Origin of the sequence: Sphingomonas rhizophila (genome assembly GCF_014396585.1) — a bacterium.
Taxonomy (GTDB): domain Bacteria; phylum Pseudomonadota; class Alphaproteobacteria; order Sphingomonadales; family Sphingomonadaceae; genus Sphingomicrobium; species Sphingomicrobium rhizophilum.
In genome coordinates this window covers 1,211,838-1,227,679 of sequence record NZ_CP060717.1, presented here as the reverse complement: position 1 = coordinate 1,227,679, position 15,842 = coordinate 1,211,838, and the positions used below count along the sequence as shown (strand labels likewise).

The following is a 15,842-nucleotide window of genomic DNA, read 5'->3' as shown; positions in this document are numbered from 1 at the left end:
CCTAGCCAAGGAGCCACGTCGCAGCAGCACCAGCCCCGGCGGCCAACAATAGCATCAGGGCCTGGCCCAGCGCGGGCGCGTTTCGACGATCTCAATTTCCGCTAGCGGCGGTGGCGGTGGAGCGGCGCCAGCGGGTGGATAAGCGGCGTCGATCCGCCGAATGAGGTCGGGAATCAGCTTGAAGGCGCGGACCGTGTCGATGATGCGGTCGGCGTAATAAGCTTCGGGTCCCAATTCCGAGCGAAGCCATTCCTTGAGGAACGGCTCGGCGGTTTCCCACATGTTGATGTCGGGATCGAGCGCGGTGGCGACGCCTTCTTCCATCACCATCGTCTTTTGCAGCAACAGGAGGTGCGGCTGCGTCGGCATGTCGAAATCGCGGGTGATCGAGAAAAGCCCGTCGAGCATTCGTCCGACGCTGATCTCCTTCACCGGAAGCCCGCGGATCGGCTCCCCGACCGCACGCAGCGCCGTCGCGAACTCGTCGACGTTGTGGTGCGACGGGACGTATTGCGCCTCGAAATGGATCTCGGCAACGCGGTCGTAATTGCCGGTGATCAGGCCATAGAGGATTTCCGCCAGCCACATCCGCGCACGACGGTCGATCCGCCCCATGATTCCGAAGTCGATCGCGGCGATCCGCCCATCGGGAAGGGCGAACAAATTCCCCTGGTGCAGGTCGGCATGGAAATAGCCGTCGATGACGGCCTGACGGAGGAAGGCGCGGACGAGGATTCCGGCCAGCGCCTTGGGGTCATGGCCGGCCTCGATCAGCCGCTCGCGGTCGCTGAGCTTGATGCCGTCGAGCCATTCCAGGGTCATCACCCGCCGCGCGGTGCGCCGCCAGTCGATCTCGGGGACGTGGAATCCCGGCTCGGCGACCATATTGTCGCGCAGTTCGGACGCGGACGCAGCCTCACGCTGGAGGTCAAGCTCGCGGCGGGTCCATTGCCGGAAGTGGGCGATGACCAGACGAGGGCGCAACCGCTCGGCCTCGCCGCCGAGCAACTCGACATGCGCCGCCGCCCATTCGTAGGTTTCCAGCGCGCGGGCGAACTCTTCTTCGATGCCTGGGCGAAGCACTTTCACGGCCACGGTCCGGCCTTCGGTCGTTACCGCGCGGTGGACCTGTGCGATTGACGCCGCCCCGACCGGCACCTCGTCGAATTGCGAATAGAGTGAGGACAGCGGCGCTTCGAGCGCTCGCTCAATCTCGCGCTTGATCGCGGGAAAGGGGGCGGGGGAAGCGAATCCTGGAGCTGGAGCAGGTTCGCGGCCGCTTCGTCGCCAACAAGGTCCGGGCGCGTCGCCAGCGCCTGTCCCAGCTTGATTGCCGCCGGTCCGATCGCCTGAAGCGCCGTGGCGTAGTCAGGGACATCCGGCTGGCGGGTGCCGAACCGCGCCACTCGAAGCAGTCGACGCACCGCGGGCGGCGTAAGCGGGTCCCGTTCGATCCCCCTCAGCGCCCCGTGGCGGGCGAGCGTCCGTCCCCACTTGAGGAGGCGCCAAAGATGCGTGACGGCTGCGGTCAAATCTTCCAGCCGCCATGAATTGCGACGAGCCCGCCAAGGATGGGCTCGACGCTCGCCGAGCGGAAGCCGGCGTCTTCGATCATCGCCTTGAATGCCGACATGCGTGGAAAGCGGCGGATCGATTCGACCAGGTAGCGGTAGCTGGCCTCGTCATTGGCGACCGCCTTGCCGATCTTCGGGATCAGATGCTCTGAATAGCGGTCGTAGATCTCTCCGAACCCGGGCCATTCGCTGGTCGAAAACTCGAGGCAATAGAAGCGTCCGCCGCGCTTGAGCACGCGGTGCGCCTCCCGCAAGGCGGACGGGATGTCGGTGACGTTCCGGATGCCGAAGGCAATCGTGTAAGCGTCGAACGAGGCGTCCGCGAAACTTAGTGTCTCGGCATTTTCGACCTGCCAGGTGAGGCCCTCGACACCCCGCTTCTTGGCGCGCTCCATGCCGACGCCGAGCATGTCGGCATTGATGTCGCTCACCGTGACCAGCGCGCCGCTCTTCGCCATTCGGAAGGCAATGTCGCCGGTGCCGCCGGCCATGTCGAGGATGTGCTCGCCGGCGCGGGGCGCGACCTTGGCGACGAAACGATCCTTCCACAGCCGATGCATCCCGCCCGACATGAGGTCGTTCATCAGGTCGTACTTTGATGCGACCGAACTGAACACGCCACCGACGCGGCGGGTCTTTTCCTCGCGGCTGACGAGTTCGTCGCCGAAACTGACTTGGTCCTGCATGAGCGCGGCTCTAGCTTGCTTCGCCGCGTTCGCAAACGATGGAGACGATGTGCCCGAACTTCCCGAAGTCGAAACCACGGTTCGCGGCTGGAGCGGGTGCTGAAAGGGGAGCGGCTGGTCCGCGTCGAACCGCGCCGCGCGGATTTGAGGCGCCCCATGCCGGTCGATCTTCGGCAGCGGCTGACCGGTGCGAGGGTGACCGGGATGGGGCGGCGGGCGAAGTATGGGCTGATCGAGACGGATCGCGGCGATACGCTGATTTTCCACCTTGGCATGTCCGGCCGCTGGCGAATCAATCCGTCGGAGATCGAAAAGCACGATCACCTGATCCTCGAGACGGCCGATGGTTGTACCGTAAGCCTCAACGACCCTCGTCGCTTCGGGTCGCTTGACCTGCTGACCACCGAGGAGGTGGCGGAATGGGCGCCATTCAAGGCGCTGGGTCCCGAACCGCTGGGTGGCTCGATCACGGCGCGGTGGTTGCGAGAGCGTTTCGCCGGACGGACTGCGGCGGTGAAATTGCTTCTTCTCGACCAGCGGATCGTCGCTGGGCTCGGCAACATTTACGTTTGCGAAGCGCTGTTCCGGGCGCGGATCGATCCGCGCAAGGCCGCCGGGAAGGTCGGCAAGCCAAAGCTGGAAGCCCTCGCGGGGCCATCCCTGCGGTCTTGGAGGACGCTATCCGCGCTGGTGGCTCGTCGCTTCGCGATTTCGCAGCGCCGGATGGCGAACTCGGCTATTTCTCGAAGCAGTTCGACGTTTACGGACGCGAGGGCGAGCCGTGCCGGGACGGCTGCGCCGGCAGGGTTCGGCGAATCGTCCAGGGCGGTCGATCCACCTTCTACTGCCCGTCGTGCCAGCGGTAGAGCGCGGCGGTTGACGCGAATCGCCCCTTTCGCTAGTGGAGCCGCACGCCGGCGCACCCCGTGTGGGGCGCGCCGCTTTTTCTTTGATCAGATAAGCATTTAGAGGTCACGCCCCATGGCGAACACACCGCAAGCCAAGAAGCGCATCCGTCGCAACGCCAACCGCGCCGCGATCAACGGCGCCCGCGTCAGCCGCATCCGCACCTTCATCAAGGCGGTCGAATCGGCACTCGCGGCCGGCAAGAAGGACGAAGCCGCTGAAGCGCTTAAGAAGGCGCAGCCGGAAATGGCGCGCGGTGTCGCTCGCGGCGTCATCCACAAGAACACGGCGTCGCGGAAGTTCTCGCGACTGACCAAGCGGGTCGCGTCGCTCTAAAACGGGACGCCTCGTATCATGGAAATGGGCCGTCGGAGCGATCCGGCGGCCCGTTTCATTTTGATGACTGAAAAAAGTCTAGGGTTTTCCGCGATTCGCACCGCGGGCTCTTTCGCGGTCCCCAGAAAACCGCAGAAAACTGCCAAATAAACGGTTTTCCGAGACTTTTTTGTGTCAAGACTGTTTATTTCGCGTTGATGAAATTTCTGCGCTTGAAAGCGGCGCTCCATCCTTTCAATACCGTCCTTCTGGCGGCGAGTCCGCAGCTGGGGCAAGGGACAACCAGATTCGTGCCGCGTCGATTCGATCGCGCGGAGATGATGGCTTGTGTCCGCGATTTGGGCAGGATGGAGGCGCGCGAAGGTGCAGGGCAGTCGGGACAATTTGGAAAGGACCGATGCTTCTGTCGCTGCGCCGCTCGAGGCCGCCTGGGAAACGATTCGTGCAGGACTTCGCCGTGATTGCGGTGCGCGGACCTTCGACGGCTGGCTAAAGCCTGCCGAGCTTGGCGAGTTCGACGGCGAATCGGGTGAACTCGATATCGTCATGCCTAGCCAGTTCATGGCGGATTGGGTCAGTTCTCATTTCGGCGATCGAATTCGCCTGGCGTGGCGCTCCACTCTTCCGGTTGTCCAGTCGGTCCGGATCATCGCCGCTGCCGACGGCCCGCGTCCGGCGCCGCTGCTGATCCTCGAGGAAATCCCGGCGCCGCCGCAGGCGCCGCCTGAGCGTGATCCGTCGGCGCCGAATTTCGACCCGCGCTATCGCTTCGAATCGTTCGTTATCGGCAAGGCCAACGAGGTTGCGGCGACCGCCGCCCGGACGCTGGCCAATGCCGACGCCATCGCGTTCAACCCGCTCTTCATCCACGGCGGCACCGGCCGCGGCAAGACGCACCTGCTGCACGCCATCGGCCAGGCTTTCTTGGAACGTCGTCCGACCGCCAAGGTCGTGTCGATGTCGGCCGAAAAGTTCATGGTCGAGTTCGTCCGCGCGCTCAAAGCCAACGACGTTATCAGCTTCAAGGGTCGCCTCCGGTCGGCTGATCTGCTGCTGATCGATGACGTCCAGTTCATCGCCGGCAAGGATTCGACGCAGGAAGAATTCTTTCATACGATGAACGAGATCATCACCGCGGGCCGCCGCCTGGTGATCACTTCCGACCGTGCCCCGCAGGACCTCGACGGCATCGCGCCGCGCATCCTGTCGCGCCTGTCGTGGGATTGGTTGCCGACATCAATCCGGCCGACTTCGAGCTTCGTCTGGCGATTATAGAATCGAAGCTGTCGACGCTTCCGGGTGTCGAGATGCCGCGCGCCGTGGTCGAGTTTCTCGCCCGCCGCCTGACCAGCTCGATCCGCGAACTCGAAGGCGCGCTCAACCGCATCGCCGCCTATGCGATGATGACCGGCCGGGCGATCGACGTCGCCTTCGTGGAAGAAGTGCTCGCCAACGTGCTTCGCGCCAACCAGCGCCGGATCTCGATTGACGAAATCCAGACCCAGGTCGCCGAGCATTATCGGATCCGCAAGGCGGAGATGACCTCGGCGCGCCGTGCCCGCGAAGTCGCGCGGCCGCGCCAGGTCGCGATGTACCTGTCCAAGCAACTGACACCCAAGTCGCTGCCCGACATCGGCCGCCGTTTTGGTGGGCGCGACCACACGACTGTGATCCATGCGGTCAAGCAGATTGAGCGGCTCCGGGCCGCCGACTCCGAACTGGACGCCGACATTCGACTGCTGACCCGCCAGCTCGAGGGCTGAGCCTCAGGGCAAGCGCAATGAAAAGGCCCGCCGGCGGACCGGCGGGCCTTTTTCTTCATTCAATTGCAAAGATCAGCGGGCCTTGCGGTGCGCCGGCACGGTGATCTTGATCACCTCGCCCGAACGGCCCGGGAAGCCGGTGAACATCGCTTCGACAAGGTTCGGTACGAGAACGCCGAGGTTGTCGGTTTGCGATCTTGCCTTGGCGTGGCCTTCGAACAGCGAGGCATTGTCGGCACGGCGAACGATCCGCATGTCGAGATTGCTCCGGTACACGGTGTATCGGGTAAGGCCGCCGCCGAACGCACTGTCCCAGCCATAATAGAAGGGCGAGCGCGGACCCCAGTAGCCGTAGCGCGAATAGTAAGGGCGACCCCAGTAGCCGGGCGCGTACATGCCGGGGTAGAACGGGTCCGTGTCATATTCGGTCGTCCCCTGATCGACGCCGTAATTGACCTCCACCAGCATCGTCGCCTGCGCTGGGGACGGTGCGGGCGCGTAGCCCTGCGCCGCCATCTGCTGGCTGATCAGGCCGGCGTAGCGCGAGAATTCGAGCCCGCCGGGTTACCTGGGCCCGGCACGACGTAGAAGCTCTGCCCCTGAGGTGCCGGCATCGCCTGGTAGCGGGACACCTGCGTGGGGAAGCCAGTCGCGCAACCCGACACGGCGATAGCGGAAACGCCGAGCGCAAACGCTGCGGCAAGCTTGGAAAGACGCATCACGGACATCCTGAATGAGAGGAGTTGTATAGCGCCGCATGGTAGTTGAAGCGTGCTGAATAGTCGATGAAGCGCGTCCGTCGCCCAAGCGACGTTGCGAGCGTCAGTGGCGAAGACCCATCGCCCGATACGCCTCGTCAACGAAAGGAGCGGCAAGCGCTGTCGCGCGCTGCGCGCCTTGGGCGAGGAAAGAGTCGATCGCCGCTTCGTCACGACGCAATTCTTCAAGGCGCTTACGAAGCGGTCCAAGTAACGCGACGAGCGCTTCGGTCAGGGCAGGCTTGAAGGCGCCGAACCCTTGTCCCGCGAACCGCTGCAGGACGGCGGCTTCGCTCTCGCCGGTCACCGCCGCCATGATCCCAACGAGGTTGCGCGCCTCGGGACGCGACGCGAGCAGCGCCGGATCTTCTGGCAGGGGTTCGGGATCGGTTTTCGCCTTGCGAATCTTCTGGGCGATGGCGTCATCGCTGTCGGTCAGGTGGATGCGGCTCTGTTCCGACGGATCGGACTTCGACATTTTCATCGAGCCGTCGCGAAGGCTCATCACCCGCGCCGCGACTCCGCCGCCGATGAACGGCTCCGGCGGCACCATGATGTCGCTGTCATAGTCGTTGTTGAACTTCACCGCGATGTCGCGAATGAGCTCGATATGCTGTTTCTGGTCTTCGCCGACGGGAACGTGCGTAGCCTGGTACAACAGGACGTCAGCGGCCTGGAGCACCGGATAGGTGTACAGGCCCACGCTGACACCCTCGCGGTTCTTGCCCGACTTGTCCTTGAACTGGGTCATGCGGTTGAGCCAGCCGACGCGGGCGACACACTGCAAAAGCCATGCGAGTTCCGCGTGGGCCGGCACCTGGCTTTGCGCGAACAGGGTCGACTTGGCCGGATCGATGCCGCTGGCAATCAGGGCGGCCGCCATTTCCCGGACGTTGGCGCGCAACTGGGCGGGCTCGACGTCAATGGTGATCGCGTGAAGGTCGGCGAGGAAAAACAGGCATTCGCATTCGTCCTGCATCCGCACCCAGCGCAGGATGGCGCCCAGCAGGTTGCCGAGATGAAGGCCACCCGTGGGCTGGATTCCCGACACCACGCGCATCTTGGGCTTAACCAGCGTCATTCGACGTCACTTTCGAGCGGCGGCGCAGCAGCGCCTTGATATCGTCCTTGTCCATTCCGCCGATCAGCCAGACGAGCGGGAAGTAGACCGCCATGCCGCTTCCGATCAGGGCACCGACACCGACCAAACGGTGACCCACCGATCCGGCGAAGAAACCGGACAGCGCGCCCTTCACCAGCAGCAGCACCGCGACCATCGCCGCGCCGGCAAGCAATTGCCGGGCAATGCGGCTGGCGAGCCACCCCTCGATCCGGAAATGACCGCGCCGGTGAAGGATTACGTAGAGGATGACACAGTTGAGCCAGCTGCAGATCGAAATCGCTGCGGCGAGTCCGTAGAGGCCGAAGGGCGGGATCAGCGCAAAGTTCAGCACGATATTCGCCGCAAGCACGAACAGCGCGGTCTTGACTGGCGTCGCCGTATCCTGCCGCGCGTAGAAACCGGGCGTGATGACCTTTACCAGCACGTAGGCGGGCAAGCCCGAGACGATGATTGCGAGGACGTTGGCGGTGGTCGCCGCGTCCTGGGCAGTGAACTTGCCGCCCTGGAACATGGCGGAAATCAGCGGGCCGGCCGCTGTGGCGAGGGCAAGGGCAGCGGGAAGGCACAGCAGCATCGCAAGCTCGGCAGCCTGGCCCTGCACCTTGGCGGCGCCCTTGGGATCGTTGGCTCCGACGAACTTGCTCACCTGGGGCAGGATGGCGGTGCCGAGCGCCGCGCCGATCACGCCCAGCGGCAGTTGGTTCAGGCGGTCAGCATAGTTCATGTAACTGACCGCGCCGGTCGGCAGGCGGGTCAGGAAGAAGGTGTCGATGAACTGGCTGACCTGATAAACGCCGGCGCCGAACGTCGCAGGAAGGACGACGCGGACGAACTGGCGGACGCCGGGCGTCATCCGCGGGCGCTTGAGTTTCAGCGAAACGCCGGCTCGTTTGGCCGCGAACCACAGCAATCCTATCTGAAGGAAGCCGCCGATTGTGACGCCAATCGCCAGCGCATAGGCGGTTCGCACGCCGCCCACCGGTACGAAGATCATCGCGCCCAACATCGCCAGGTTCAGGAGCGCGGGCGCGAAGGCGGCGGCGGTGAACTTCGTCAGCGAATTGAGGATGCCCGAGAACAGTGAGACCAGGCTGATGAGGAGCAGGTAGGGGAAGGTGATCCGGGTCAGGGCCACCGTCAGCCAATATTTGTCACCCTCATATCCCGATGCGATGGCGGCGACGAACAGCGGCATCGCCAGTTCGAACACCAGCGTGAACAGGAACAGCGTCGGGAGCAGGACGGCCAGCACTTCTTCCGAAAAGCGCTTGCCTTCATCCATTCCGCCTTCGCCGTGAAGGCGCTGGCTGAACAGCGGGACGAACCCGGCCGAAAAGGCGCCTTCGCCGAAGAGACGGCGGAAGGTGTTGGGAAGCCGGAAGGCGACCAGAAACGCATCGGCCGCCGCGCTGGCGCCCATGATGCGGCTCATCAGCATTTCGCGCGCGAAGCCCGCGATTCGGCTGACGAGAGTCAGCCCGCCGATCGTTCCGGTCGCCTTGACCAGGTTCATGCCGGTGGCGCTGCCCGCCTAGGCTTGTTCGGGAAGGCCGGTGTCACCCTGGGACGCGCCGGTTTCCTGGAGTGCGTCGGCCTGCGCCATGTAAGCCTGCGCGAAGTCGATGGGGTCGAGAAGGACCGGTGGGAAGCCGAGGTTCTGGACCTGTTCGGCGACGATCTGGCGCGCGAACGGGAACAGCATCCGCGGCGCTTCGATCAAAAGGAACGGCGGCAGCGCTTCGTCGGGCACGTTGCGAAGACCGAACAGGCCGGCGTAGGCCAGCTCGACGACGAAGTGGGTGCCCTGGTCCGATGTCGCCTTGAGGTTGATCTTGAGAACCGCCTCATGGACTTCTTCGTTGACCCGATTGACGAGGATGTTGAACTGCACGTCGATCTGCGGCTGGGCCTGCCACTGGAAGACGGCCGGCGCGCTCGGGTTTTCGACCGACATGTCCTTGATGTACTGCGCGATGGTCGCAATCTGCGGCATGTCATTGGGGTCGATGCCGCCATTGGCTTGGGGGATCGCGTCGGTCGGCTCGGTAACATCCTGATCGGACATGGCGTGGTCTTTCGCTCGATTTGAATTGAGATTTGGATCGGATTGCCACGAGTGTGCGGCCGCCCGACGGGTCGCCGCCGCGACTAGCAGCGCTCCCTTAGCGACGCAATGGGACGAGACGATCCGAGGCCCGGTTGGAGCGCTCTTTGAAACAAAGCGTTATCGCGCTTATGTTAGGGCACGGCAGTGATTTCCACGCCCGGATTTCCGCCGCGATACTTTGGAAGGCTTTTCGTTGACCGCAATCGTGATCCTAGCACTGGTCGCCCTGTTCATCGGATTGCGACTTTACGCCGTCCTCGGCGAGCGCACGGGGCATGAGGCGCCAATCATGAAACCGGCCGAAGCGGACAAGCGGGTCGAAGCGCCGGCCACAGCCGCGCCCGTCAAGGGAGCCGGCGCGACTCCGGCGGACATGGGTGATCTTGCCTATCTGCCGACCGCCGGCCCGGGCGTTCGCGCGCTTCTCGCCGCCGATCCAACGTTCGATGTCGCTCGTTTCCTCGAAGGGGCCAAGGCGGCCTACCGGCTGATCCTCGAGAGCTATTGGAAGGGCGATCTCGCTTCGATGCGCCCGCATGTCGACGACCACGTCTATGATACTTTCGCTAGCGCCGTGAAGGATCGCGACTCGAGCGGACTCAAGCTCGACAATCGCCTGGTCGCGGTAGAGCAAGCGGTCATCGCCGGGACCGAAGTCGACAAGGTCGAGGCGCTGGTGACGGTCCGCTTTGAAGCGGACATTGCCGCGGTCACTCGGAACGCCGAAGGCGAAGTCGTCGCCGGGTCGCTTAGCGACGCCGTCCAGACGCGCGACCTGTGGACGTTCCGCCGGTCGCTGGCGTCGAACGATCCCAACTGGCTGCTCGTCGAAACCGACGAAGAAGAATGATCGGTTTCGGTCGTGCGCTTGGCATTGCCGGCGCATTGTTTCTCGCAGGCTGCGTTTCCCGGCCCGCGCCGGTCGTCGTCCCGCCCGCCGTCCCGGCACCGACGCCCACGCCTCCGCCGGTAGCCGTTCCCGGCAACGCGTTGCTGCAAGGCATCGAACGGGTCGCCCCGCCGCCGGTCCTCGCTGGCGATGCCCAGCGGGCGCTGGAATCGTTCCGGCGTAGCTGCCCCGTCCTGTTGAAGCGCGAGGACAAGTCCGGGCTGACCAGGGCGGAAGATTGGAGTTCGCTGTGCGCCGATGCCGCCACGGTGACGCCAGTCGAGGCCGCTCGCTTCTTCCGCGATCGGTTTGCCTGGGTCCGGGTGGGCAAGGGCGAAGCGTTCGCCACCGGCTACTACGAACCTGAAATCGCCGGTTCGCGGACACGGCAACCGGGATTCGACGTGCCCATTTACGGAGTGCCGGCGGACCTCATTCGCTGCACCCGCGCCGACGGCGGCGAGGGCAGGGGACGGATTGACGAGACCGGCCAGTGCGTCCTCTATTTTGATCGGGGCAGATCGAAGACGGGGCCCTCGCAGGCCGCGGTTTGGAGATCGGCTGGGCAGCGGATCCCGTCGAGCTGTTCTTCCTCCACATCCAGGGCTCCGGGCGACTGCGCCTGCCCGATGGCGGCGTCATGCGCATCGGTTACGCCAGCCAGAATGGCCGCGAATATGTCGCGATCGGTAGGCTGCTCCGGGAACGGGCTCTGTTGCCACCCGGCGGCGCGACCATGGCCGGAATCGTCGAGTGGATCCGCACCCATCCTGAGGAAGGCCGCGCCCTTATGCGCGAGAATTTGAGTTACATCTTCTTCCGTGAATTGACCGGGGACGGACCACTGGGCGCGCTCGGTGTGGCAGTCCATCCGCGCGCCAGCGTCGCCGCCGACCCAAACTATGTTCCCCTCGGTGCGCCTGTCTTCCTGACGCTGGACCGCGCCGAGGCCAACGGCCTCTGGGTTGCCCAGGACACGGGCGGCGCGATCAAGGGGCCGAATCGCTTCGACACCTTCTGGGGCGCAGGCGTCGCGGCCGAGAAGACGGCGGGCGGGTTCGCAGGCAACGGCCAGGCGCTCATCCTTATCCCGCCGTCGGCCGCCGACCGTGCGCTCGCTAACCCCTGAGGAAGCTGCGCTGTGGGCGCGCGTTGCGGCGACCATCCGCCCGCTTTCCCGCGACGCCACTGATGTCGAACCGCCGAAGCCGGCCCCGCCAATCACCCCGGCACGAGCAACGCCTAGGCGACCTGCAACGGCCCCAAACCCGGGCTGCCGCCATCGCCGCCGCCTGTTCGCTTGGGAACCACCCTTGATGGCAGCTGGGACAAGCGCATCAAATCCGGTCAGGTCGTGCCCGACCGCACGCTCGATCTGCACGGCCATTCGCTCGATCGCGCGTGGTGGGCGCTGGATGAGGCGCTGGAACGGAGCATCGAGGCAGGTGACCGGGTGCTGCTGCTGATCACGGGGCATCAACGACGCGGGGAACCGCCAATCGAGCGCGGCCGCATTCGCGCCGCGGTCCACGACTGGCTGGCGGCTTCGCGTCACGCCGGGCGTATTGCCTCGGTTCGTGGAGCGCACCCCCGCCACGGGGGCGGAGGCAGCCTCTACATCGTCCTTCGCAAGGGCTGAATGCTCCATCATTTCTTAACCCCGTCCGTTTATCGCGAGAGGCTAACGCTGGATGCCGACGAGCGGGGCTGATTTTCGGGGCAATGACTGAGGGAACGACGCAAAAGGTCAGCAACGCGATCCTGTCGTGCATGGCGGGCTTCGCCTCGTTCCTGTTTTCCCTGGCCGCGTTCCTGTTCATCACCGAACTCGACGCCAAGATCGTCGCCTCGATCGTCGCCGGCGCCTTCTGCCTGCTGATCAGCTACGTCGCGTCGGAGAGGCCCAACAGCGAGAGCGCCCGGGCGCTGGCGGCGCTCGGCGATCGCCTGCTGGCGGTCGAGGACGGCGATTTCACCAGCGGTGCTCCGCCGATCGTCGCCCAGACGATGCCCAAGGTCGCGGCGGCGGTCGACAGCTTGTTCGCGGAAGTGCGCAGCTCGATCGAGAACGCCCACGCCCTCGGCATGTACGACCCCGTCACGTCGCTGCCCAACCGGCTGCACTTCCGCTCGGAAGCCGACAAACTGCTCAGCCAGATGGCCGACGGACAGATGGCGGCGATGCTCTTCCTCGACCTTGACCGGTTCAAGGCGGTGAACGACAGCCTCGGCCATGCCCGTGGGGACCAGCTGCTAACGATGGTCGCCAACCGGTTGCGTGTCGTCGTCACTGCCGAAATGGTCGAGGGCATTGCCCAACGGCCATTGCTGGCGCGATTGGCCGGCGATGAATTTACGATCTTCTTCCCGCAAATCGCCAGCGAGCGCGACGCGGAGCGCGTCGCGCGGCGGCTCGCGCTCGCCATCCGCGAACCGTTCGAGTTGCAGGGGCATAGCGTCGACATCGGGGCGTCGGTCGGAGTCGCTTTGTGCCCTGACCACGGAAGCTCCATCGAGACCCTGATGCGGGCGGCGGACATCGCGATGTACCGGGCCAAGTCGCGTGGCGGCAGCCAGTATTGCGTGTTCTCCAACGATCTGGCGCGTGAACACCAGAACCGGATCGAAGTCGAAAAGGCGCTCGGCGAGGCGGTCGAGCGTGGCGAGTTCGTTCTCGCGCTGCAGCCGCAGCTCAGCCTTGCGACCGGCGAAGTGACTGGCGCCGAGGCGCTGCTGCGCTGGAACCATCCGCGCGACGGCTTGCGCATGCCCAACAGCTTCATTCCGATTGCCGAGCAGACCGGCATCATCAACGAGATCGGCGAATGGGTGATCGCCGAGGTCGCGACCATGCTGGCCGAATGGCAGCGCGAGGGCGTCAGCGAGCGGCTGGCCTTCAACATCAGTCCCCGCCAGGTCGACCGCGCGGATTTCTTCGCCAATCTGCGCCAGACGATGGCCGAACATGGCGTCCCGCTGTCGATGCTGGAACTGGAGTTCACCGAGACCGCGGCGATGGAATGTTCCGCCCACGTACTCGCGGAAATCGCCGAGATGCGGCGGGGCGGGGCCAAGGTCGCCATCGACGATTTCGGCACCGGCTATTCCAACATCGCTCGGCTGCGTTCGATGCCGCTCGACCGGGTCAAGCTCGATCCGTCACTGATCGCCGATATCGAGACCAGCGAGCAGGCGCGCGTCGTTGTCCAGGCCGTCATCCAGCTGATCAAGGGCGTGGGCGCCGAGATCGTCGCCGAGGCGGTCGAGAATGTGGCGCAGGCGGATATCCTGCGGGCGATGGGCTGCGATACCGTGCAGGGCTATGTCTTTGCGCGGCCGATGTTCGAGGACGAATATCTCGAATGGACGCGCAATTCGCGGCGGGTCAACCGGTCGGTGGCGTAAGCGCCTTTTCGATGACCCGCGCGTAGATCCGGCTGAGCGCCCGGATATCCTCCACCGCCGCATGCTCGCCGACCTTGTGCATGGTCGCATTGGGCAGGCCGAAGTCCACCACCGGACACAGCTTGATCAGGAAGCGACCGTCGGAGGTGCCGCCGCTGGTCGATAGCGTTGGCTCGACGCCGACCTCTTCGCGAATCGACGAGACGACATGGTCGTAGAGAAGGCCCGGAGGCGTCAGGAAAGCCTCGCCCGAAATCAGTGCATTGACCGTGCCGTCGGGCGCGTGGCGTTTCACCACGTCGGTCACACGCATTACCAGGTCGTCACCCCGTTGGAGATTGTTGAAGCGGATGTTGAGGCGGGCGCTGGCCCGGCCGGGGATCAGATTGGTCGCGCCCGGCGGGGTCGCCACTTCCGTGAACTCGAGATTCGACGGGGGAAAAGCATCGGTGCCTTCGTCCAGCGTCCAGCCGTCGAGTTCCGCCACGATTCGCGCCAGCGTCCCGACCGGGTTGGTGGCGCGGTGGGGATAGGCGACGTGACCCTGATGGCCCGGTACGTCGATCCACATGTTGACCGAACCGCGCCGGCCGATCTTGATCGTGTCACCAAGCGCAGCCTCGCTGGTCGGTTCGCCGATCAGGATCATGTCGGGCCGGATGCCGCGTTCCTCCAGCCAGTCGATGATGGCGACCGTGCCGTGCGTCGCCGGGCCCTCCTCGTCACCGGTGATCAGCAACGAAAGCGATCCGGCGTCCTGCCGCGCGGGAATGGCGGCGACGAAGGCGGCGATTGCGCTTTTCATGTCGTTGGCGCCCCGACCGGTCAGCACCCCGTCTTCAATGACAGCGTCGTAGGGGTCGGTCGTCCATCCCTCGCCAGCCGGCACGACGTCGAGGTGCCCCGCAAAGCCGAAGTGCGGGCCACCGGATCCGCGCAGCGCGACCAGGTTCTCGACGGGGCCGTCCGGCGCCTCGCCCCGCACGAAACGATGGACGTCGAAGCCAAGCGGGCGAAGCGCCGCTTCAAGCACGTCGAATACCGCGCCGGTAGCGGGCGTCACGCTGGGACACGCGATCAACGCGCGCGCCAGTTCGACCGGATCGATGCTCATGCTAAGGCTGCAACATTGCTCATTCGCCTTCTCGTAACGGGGAACAAGGGATGCCGAAAGTCGATCTCAGCCAAATCGAGGAAATCAACCGCACGGGCTATCCGGCCCCGTTCGATGAACCGGTCGCCGGCCGCTGGCAGCGTCGATTGGCACCAGCGACAGGCCTGACTAAATTCGGCGCGTCCCGTGTTCGGCTGAAGCCCGGGGCCTGGTCCAGTCAGCGCCATTGGCACGAAGGCGAGGATGAAATGGTCATCATGCTGGAAGGCGAGGCAGTGCTGGTCGAGGACGAGGGCGAGACCCTGATGCGCGCCGGCGACATCGCCGCCTGGCCCGCGGGGATCGCCAACGGTCATCACCTCATCAACCGGGGCGCCAGGGATTGCGTGTTCGTTGCCATTGGCGCCGGGCCCCAGGAAGGCGGCGGGTACAGCGAAATCGACATGGTGTTCACGAAGGATGGGACCTACGCCCGCCGCGACGGAACGCCCTATGACGCCAGGCGACAACCTTAGTCGGCTGCAGGCTCCGCCTCATACTGCTCGATCACCCAGGGTTCTTCCTGCGCAAGCTCGATCCACTCGACGATGTCGGCGCGGTGGAGCACGGCGTTCATGTAGGTGGCGGCGAATGGCGGGACCGAGACGCCGTAGGTGACGAAGCGGGTAACGACCGGCGCGAACATGACATCGGTCGCGGTCCAATCGCCGAACAGATACTCGCCCGACCCGCCGAATCGGGCGCGAGCCTGCATCCACAGGGTCAGGATCCGGATGACGTCGGCCTCGACCTCGTCGGACAAGGGGGTCGAGCCGAAGTTCTTGCGGACGTTCATCGGCAATTCGCGACGAAGAGCCGAAAATCCCGAATGCATCTCGGCCGCCATCGAACGAGCCATGGCGCGTGCGGCATCGTCTTCGGGCCACATCCGTTCGCGTCCAACGCGATCGGCGCAAAATTCGATGATTGCCAAGCTGTCCCACACGACACAGTCGCCGTCCCACAGGATCGGAACCTTGCCGAGGGAGGGGGCGAATTCGTCACCTTCGCGGCGCTTCTCCCACGCCTCGTCGTAGAGTGGGACGACGAGTTCTTCGAATTCCAGCCCGGCGAGCTTCAGCGCGAGCCAGCCGCGCATCGACCAGCTGGAATAAGCACGGTTGCCGATGATCAACTTCATG

General features: G+C 64.9%; 14 protein-coding genes and 4 pseudogenes. 9 read left to right on the top strand and 9 right to left on the bottom strand.

Annotated elements, in window-relative coordinates; all coding sequences use genetic code 11:
* Position 1 precedes the first annotated feature (1 nt).
* Both ubiB and H9L12_RS06140 read right to left on the bottom strand, forming a co-directional pair.
* A pseudogene (gene ubiB, locus H9L12_RS06145) lies at positions 2 to 1,532 on the bottom strand (2-polyprenylphenol 6-hydroxylase).
* A complete protein-coding gene (locus H9L12_RS06140) occupies positions 1,529 to 2,260 on the bottom strand; it encodes a class I SAM-dependent methyltransferase (RefSeq protein WP_187543044.1) in 732 nt (243 codons plus the stop codon). Before H9L12_RS06140 ends, ubiB begins: the two are co-directional and overlap by 4 nt.
* Positions 2,261 to 2,309: 49 nt before the next feature.
* Between H9L12_RS06140 and mutM the strand changes: the two are divergent.
* The 3 genes and pseudogenes from mutM (at position 2,310) to dnaA (ending at position 5,265) form a co-directional block, all read left to right on the top strand.
* Positions 2,310 to 3,126, top strand: a pseudogene (gene mutM, locus H9L12_RS06135) (bifunctional DNA-formamidopyrimidine glycosylase/DNA-(apurinic or apyrimidinic site) lyase).
* A gap of 115 nt (positions 3,127 to 3,241) precedes the next feature.
* On the top strand, positions 3,242 to 3,502 hold the full coding sequence (gene rpsT, locus H9L12_RS06130) for a 30S ribosomal protein S20 (RefSeq protein ID WP_187543043.1): 261 nt from the start codon (positions 3,242 to 3,244) through the stop codon (positions 3,500 to 3,502).
* A gap of 384 nt (positions 3,503 to 3,886) precedes the next feature.
* Positions 3,887 to 5,265 (top strand): annotated as a pseudogene (dnaA, locus tag H9L12_RS06125) (chromosomal replication initiator protein DnaA).
* Between the two features lie 72 nt (positions 5,266 to 5,337).
* Here dnaA and H9L12_RS06120 read toward each other — a convergent pair.
* The 5 genes from H9L12_RS06120 to secB all read right to left on the bottom strand — a co-directional run bounded on the left by H9L12_RS06120 (position 5,338) and on the right by secB (position 9,211).
* Positions 5,338 to 5,781 (bottom strand): DUF4136 domain-containing protein, encoded by a 444-nt coding sequence (locus H9L12_RS06120; RefSeq protein WP_246450662.1) that lies wholly within the window; start codon positions 5,779 to 5,781, stop codon positions 5,338 to 5,340.
* Positions 5,782 to 5,792: 11 nt separating this feature from the next.
* On the bottom strand, positions 5,793 to 5,984 hold the full coding sequence (locus H9L12_RS13490; protein ID WP_246450660.1) for a hypothetical protein: 192 nt from the start codon (positions 5,982 to 5,984) through the stop codon (positions 5,793 to 5,795).
* Between the two features lie 103 nt (positions 5,985 to 6,087).
* Positions 6,088 to 7,083 carry a tryptophan--tRNA ligase gene (gene trpS, locus H9L12_RS06115; RefSeq protein WP_187543186.1) on the bottom strand — a complete coding sequence of 332 codons (996 nt, stop codon included), beginning with the start codon at positions 7,081 to 7,083 and terminating at the stop codon, positions 6,088 to 6,090.
* Between the two features lie 7 nt (positions 7,084 to 7,090).
* Complete coding sequence (gene murJ, locus H9L12_RS06110) at positions 7,091 to 8,659, bottom strand: murein biosynthesis integral membrane protein MurJ (RefSeq protein ID WP_187543042.1); 1,569 nt, start codon at positions 8,657 to 8,659, stop codon at positions 7,091 to 7,093.
* A gap of 18 nt (positions 8,660 to 8,677) precedes the next feature.
* Positions 8,678 to 9,211: a protein-export chaperone SecB gene (gene secB, locus H9L12_RS06105; protein ID WP_187543041.1), complete on the bottom strand. Its 534-nt coding sequence runs from the start codon at positions 9,209 to 9,211 to the stop codon at positions 8,678 to 8,680.
* A 247-nt stretch (positions 9,212 to 9,458) separates the two neighbouring features.
* Here secB and H9L12_RS06100 point away from each other — a divergent pair, with 247 nt between their 5' ends.
* The 5 genes and pseudogenes from H9L12_RS06100 to H9L12_RS06085 all read left to right on the top strand — a co-directional run bounded on the left by H9L12_RS06100 (position 9,459) and on the right by H9L12_RS06085 (position 13,547).
* Positions 9,459 to 10,103, top strand: coding sequence for a Tim44/TimA family putative adaptor protein (locus H9L12_RS06100; protein ID WP_246450657.1), 645 nt, complete (start codon positions 9,459 to 9,461; stop codon positions 10,101 to 10,103).
* Positions 10,100 to 10,905 (top strand): annotated as a pseudogene (locus tag H9L12_RS06095) (MltA domain-containing protein); the annotation flags it as partial. The gene H9L12_RS06100 and the pseudogene H9L12_RS06095, both read left to right, overlap by 4 nt.
* Positions 10,879 to 11,271 (top strand): 3D domain-containing protein, encoded by a 393-nt coding sequence (locus tag H9L12_RS14410; RefSeq protein ID WP_425506816.1) that lies wholly within the window; start codon positions 10,879 to 10,881, stop codon positions 11,269 to 11,271. The pseudogene H9L12_RS06095 and the gene H9L12_RS14410, both read left to right, overlap by 27 nt.
* Positions 11,272 to 11,442: 171 nt before the next feature.
* On the top strand, positions 11,443 to 11,781 hold the full coding sequence (locus H9L12_RS14115; RefSeq protein WP_343060509.1) for a Smr/MutS family protein: 339 nt from the start codon (positions 11,443 to 11,445) through the stop codon (positions 11,779 to 11,781).
* Positions 11,782 to 11,864: 83 nt separating this feature from the next.
* Positions 11,865 to 13,547, top strand: coding sequence for a putative bifunctional diguanylate cyclase/phosphodiesterase (locus tag H9L12_RS06085; RefSeq protein WP_187543039.1), 1,683 nt, complete (start codon positions 11,865 to 11,867; stop codon positions 13,545 to 13,547).
* On the opposite strand, the gene dapE is transcribed toward H9L12_RS06085, so the two are convergent.
* A complete protein-coding gene (dapE, locus tag H9L12_RS06080; protein ID WP_187543038.1) occupies positions 13,528 to 14,661 on the bottom strand; it encodes a succinyl-diaminopimelate desuccinylase in 1,134 nt (377 codons plus the stop codon). The two genes, H9L12_RS06085 and dapE, sit on opposite strands and share 20 nt — an antisense overlap.
* 50 nt (positions 14,662 to 14,711) lie before the next feature.
* Here dapE and H9L12_RS06075 point away from each other — a divergent pair, with 50 nt between their 5' ends.
* Positions 14,712 to 15,176 (top strand): cupin domain-containing protein, encoded by a 465-nt coding sequence (locus H9L12_RS06075; RefSeq protein ID WP_187543037.1) that lies wholly within the window; start codon positions 14,712 to 14,714, stop codon positions 15,174 to 15,176.
* Here the strand turns inward: H9L12_RS06075 and H9L12_RS06070 are convergent.
* Positions 15,173 to 15,841, bottom strand: coding sequence for a glutathione S-transferase family protein (locus H9L12_RS06070; protein ID WP_187543036.1), 669 nt, complete (start codon positions 15,839 to 15,841; stop codon positions 15,173 to 15,175). The genes H9L12_RS06075 and H9L12_RS06070 overlap by 4 nt on opposite strands.
* Between the last annotated feature and the right edge of the window lies 1 nt (position 15,842).

Excerpts from the sequence above, each read along its gene's own strand:
- H9L12_RS06140 (WP_187543044.1), bottom strand. The coding sequence starts at position 2,260 with ATGCAGGACCAAGTCAGTTTCGGCGACGAACTCGTCAGCCGCGAGGAA.
- rpsT (WP_187543043.1), top strand. The coding sequence starts at position 3,242 with ATGGCGAACACACCGCAAGCCAAGAAGCGCATCCGTCGCAACGCCAAC.
- H9L12_RS06120 (WP_246450662.1), bottom strand. The coding sequence starts at position 5,781 with ATGGCGGCGCAGGGCTACGCGCCCGCACCGTCCCCAGCGCAGGCGACG.
- H9L12_RS13490 (WP_246450660.1), bottom strand. The coding sequence starts at position 5,984 with ATGCGTCTTTCCAAGCTTGCCGCAGCGTTTGCGCTCGGCGTTTCCGCT.
- trpS (WP_187543186.1), bottom strand. The coding sequence starts at position 7,083 with ATGCGCGTGGTGTCGGGAATCCAGCCCACGGGTGGCCTTCATCTCGGC.
- murJ (WP_187543042.1), bottom strand. The coding sequence starts at position 8,659 with ATGAACCTGGTCAAGGCGACCGGAACGATCGGCGGGCTGACTCTCGTC.
- secB (WP_187543041.1), bottom strand. The coding sequence starts at position 9,211 with ATGTCCGATCAGGATGTTACCGAGCCGACCGACGCGATCCCCCAAGCC.
- H9L12_RS14410 (WP_425506816.1), top strand. The coding sequence starts at position 10,879 with ATGGCCGGAATCGTCGAGTGGATCCGCACCCATCCTGAGGAAGGCCGC.
- H9L12_RS06085 (WP_187543039.1), top strand. The coding sequence starts at position 11,865 with ATGACTGAGGGAACGACGCAAAAGGTCAGCAACGCGATCCTGTCGTGC.
- dapE (WP_187543038.1), bottom strand. The coding sequence starts at position 14,661 with ATGAGCATCGATCCGGTCGAACTGGCGCGCGCGTTGATCGCGTGTCCC.
- H9L12_RS06075 (WP_187543037.1), top strand. The coding sequence starts at position 14,712 with ATGCCGAAAGTCGATCTCAGCCAAATCGAGGAAATCAACCGCACGGGC.
- H9L12_RS06070 (WP_187543036.1), bottom strand. The coding sequence starts at position 15,841 with ATGAAGTTGATCATCGGCAACCGTGCTTATTCCAGCTGGTCGATGCGC.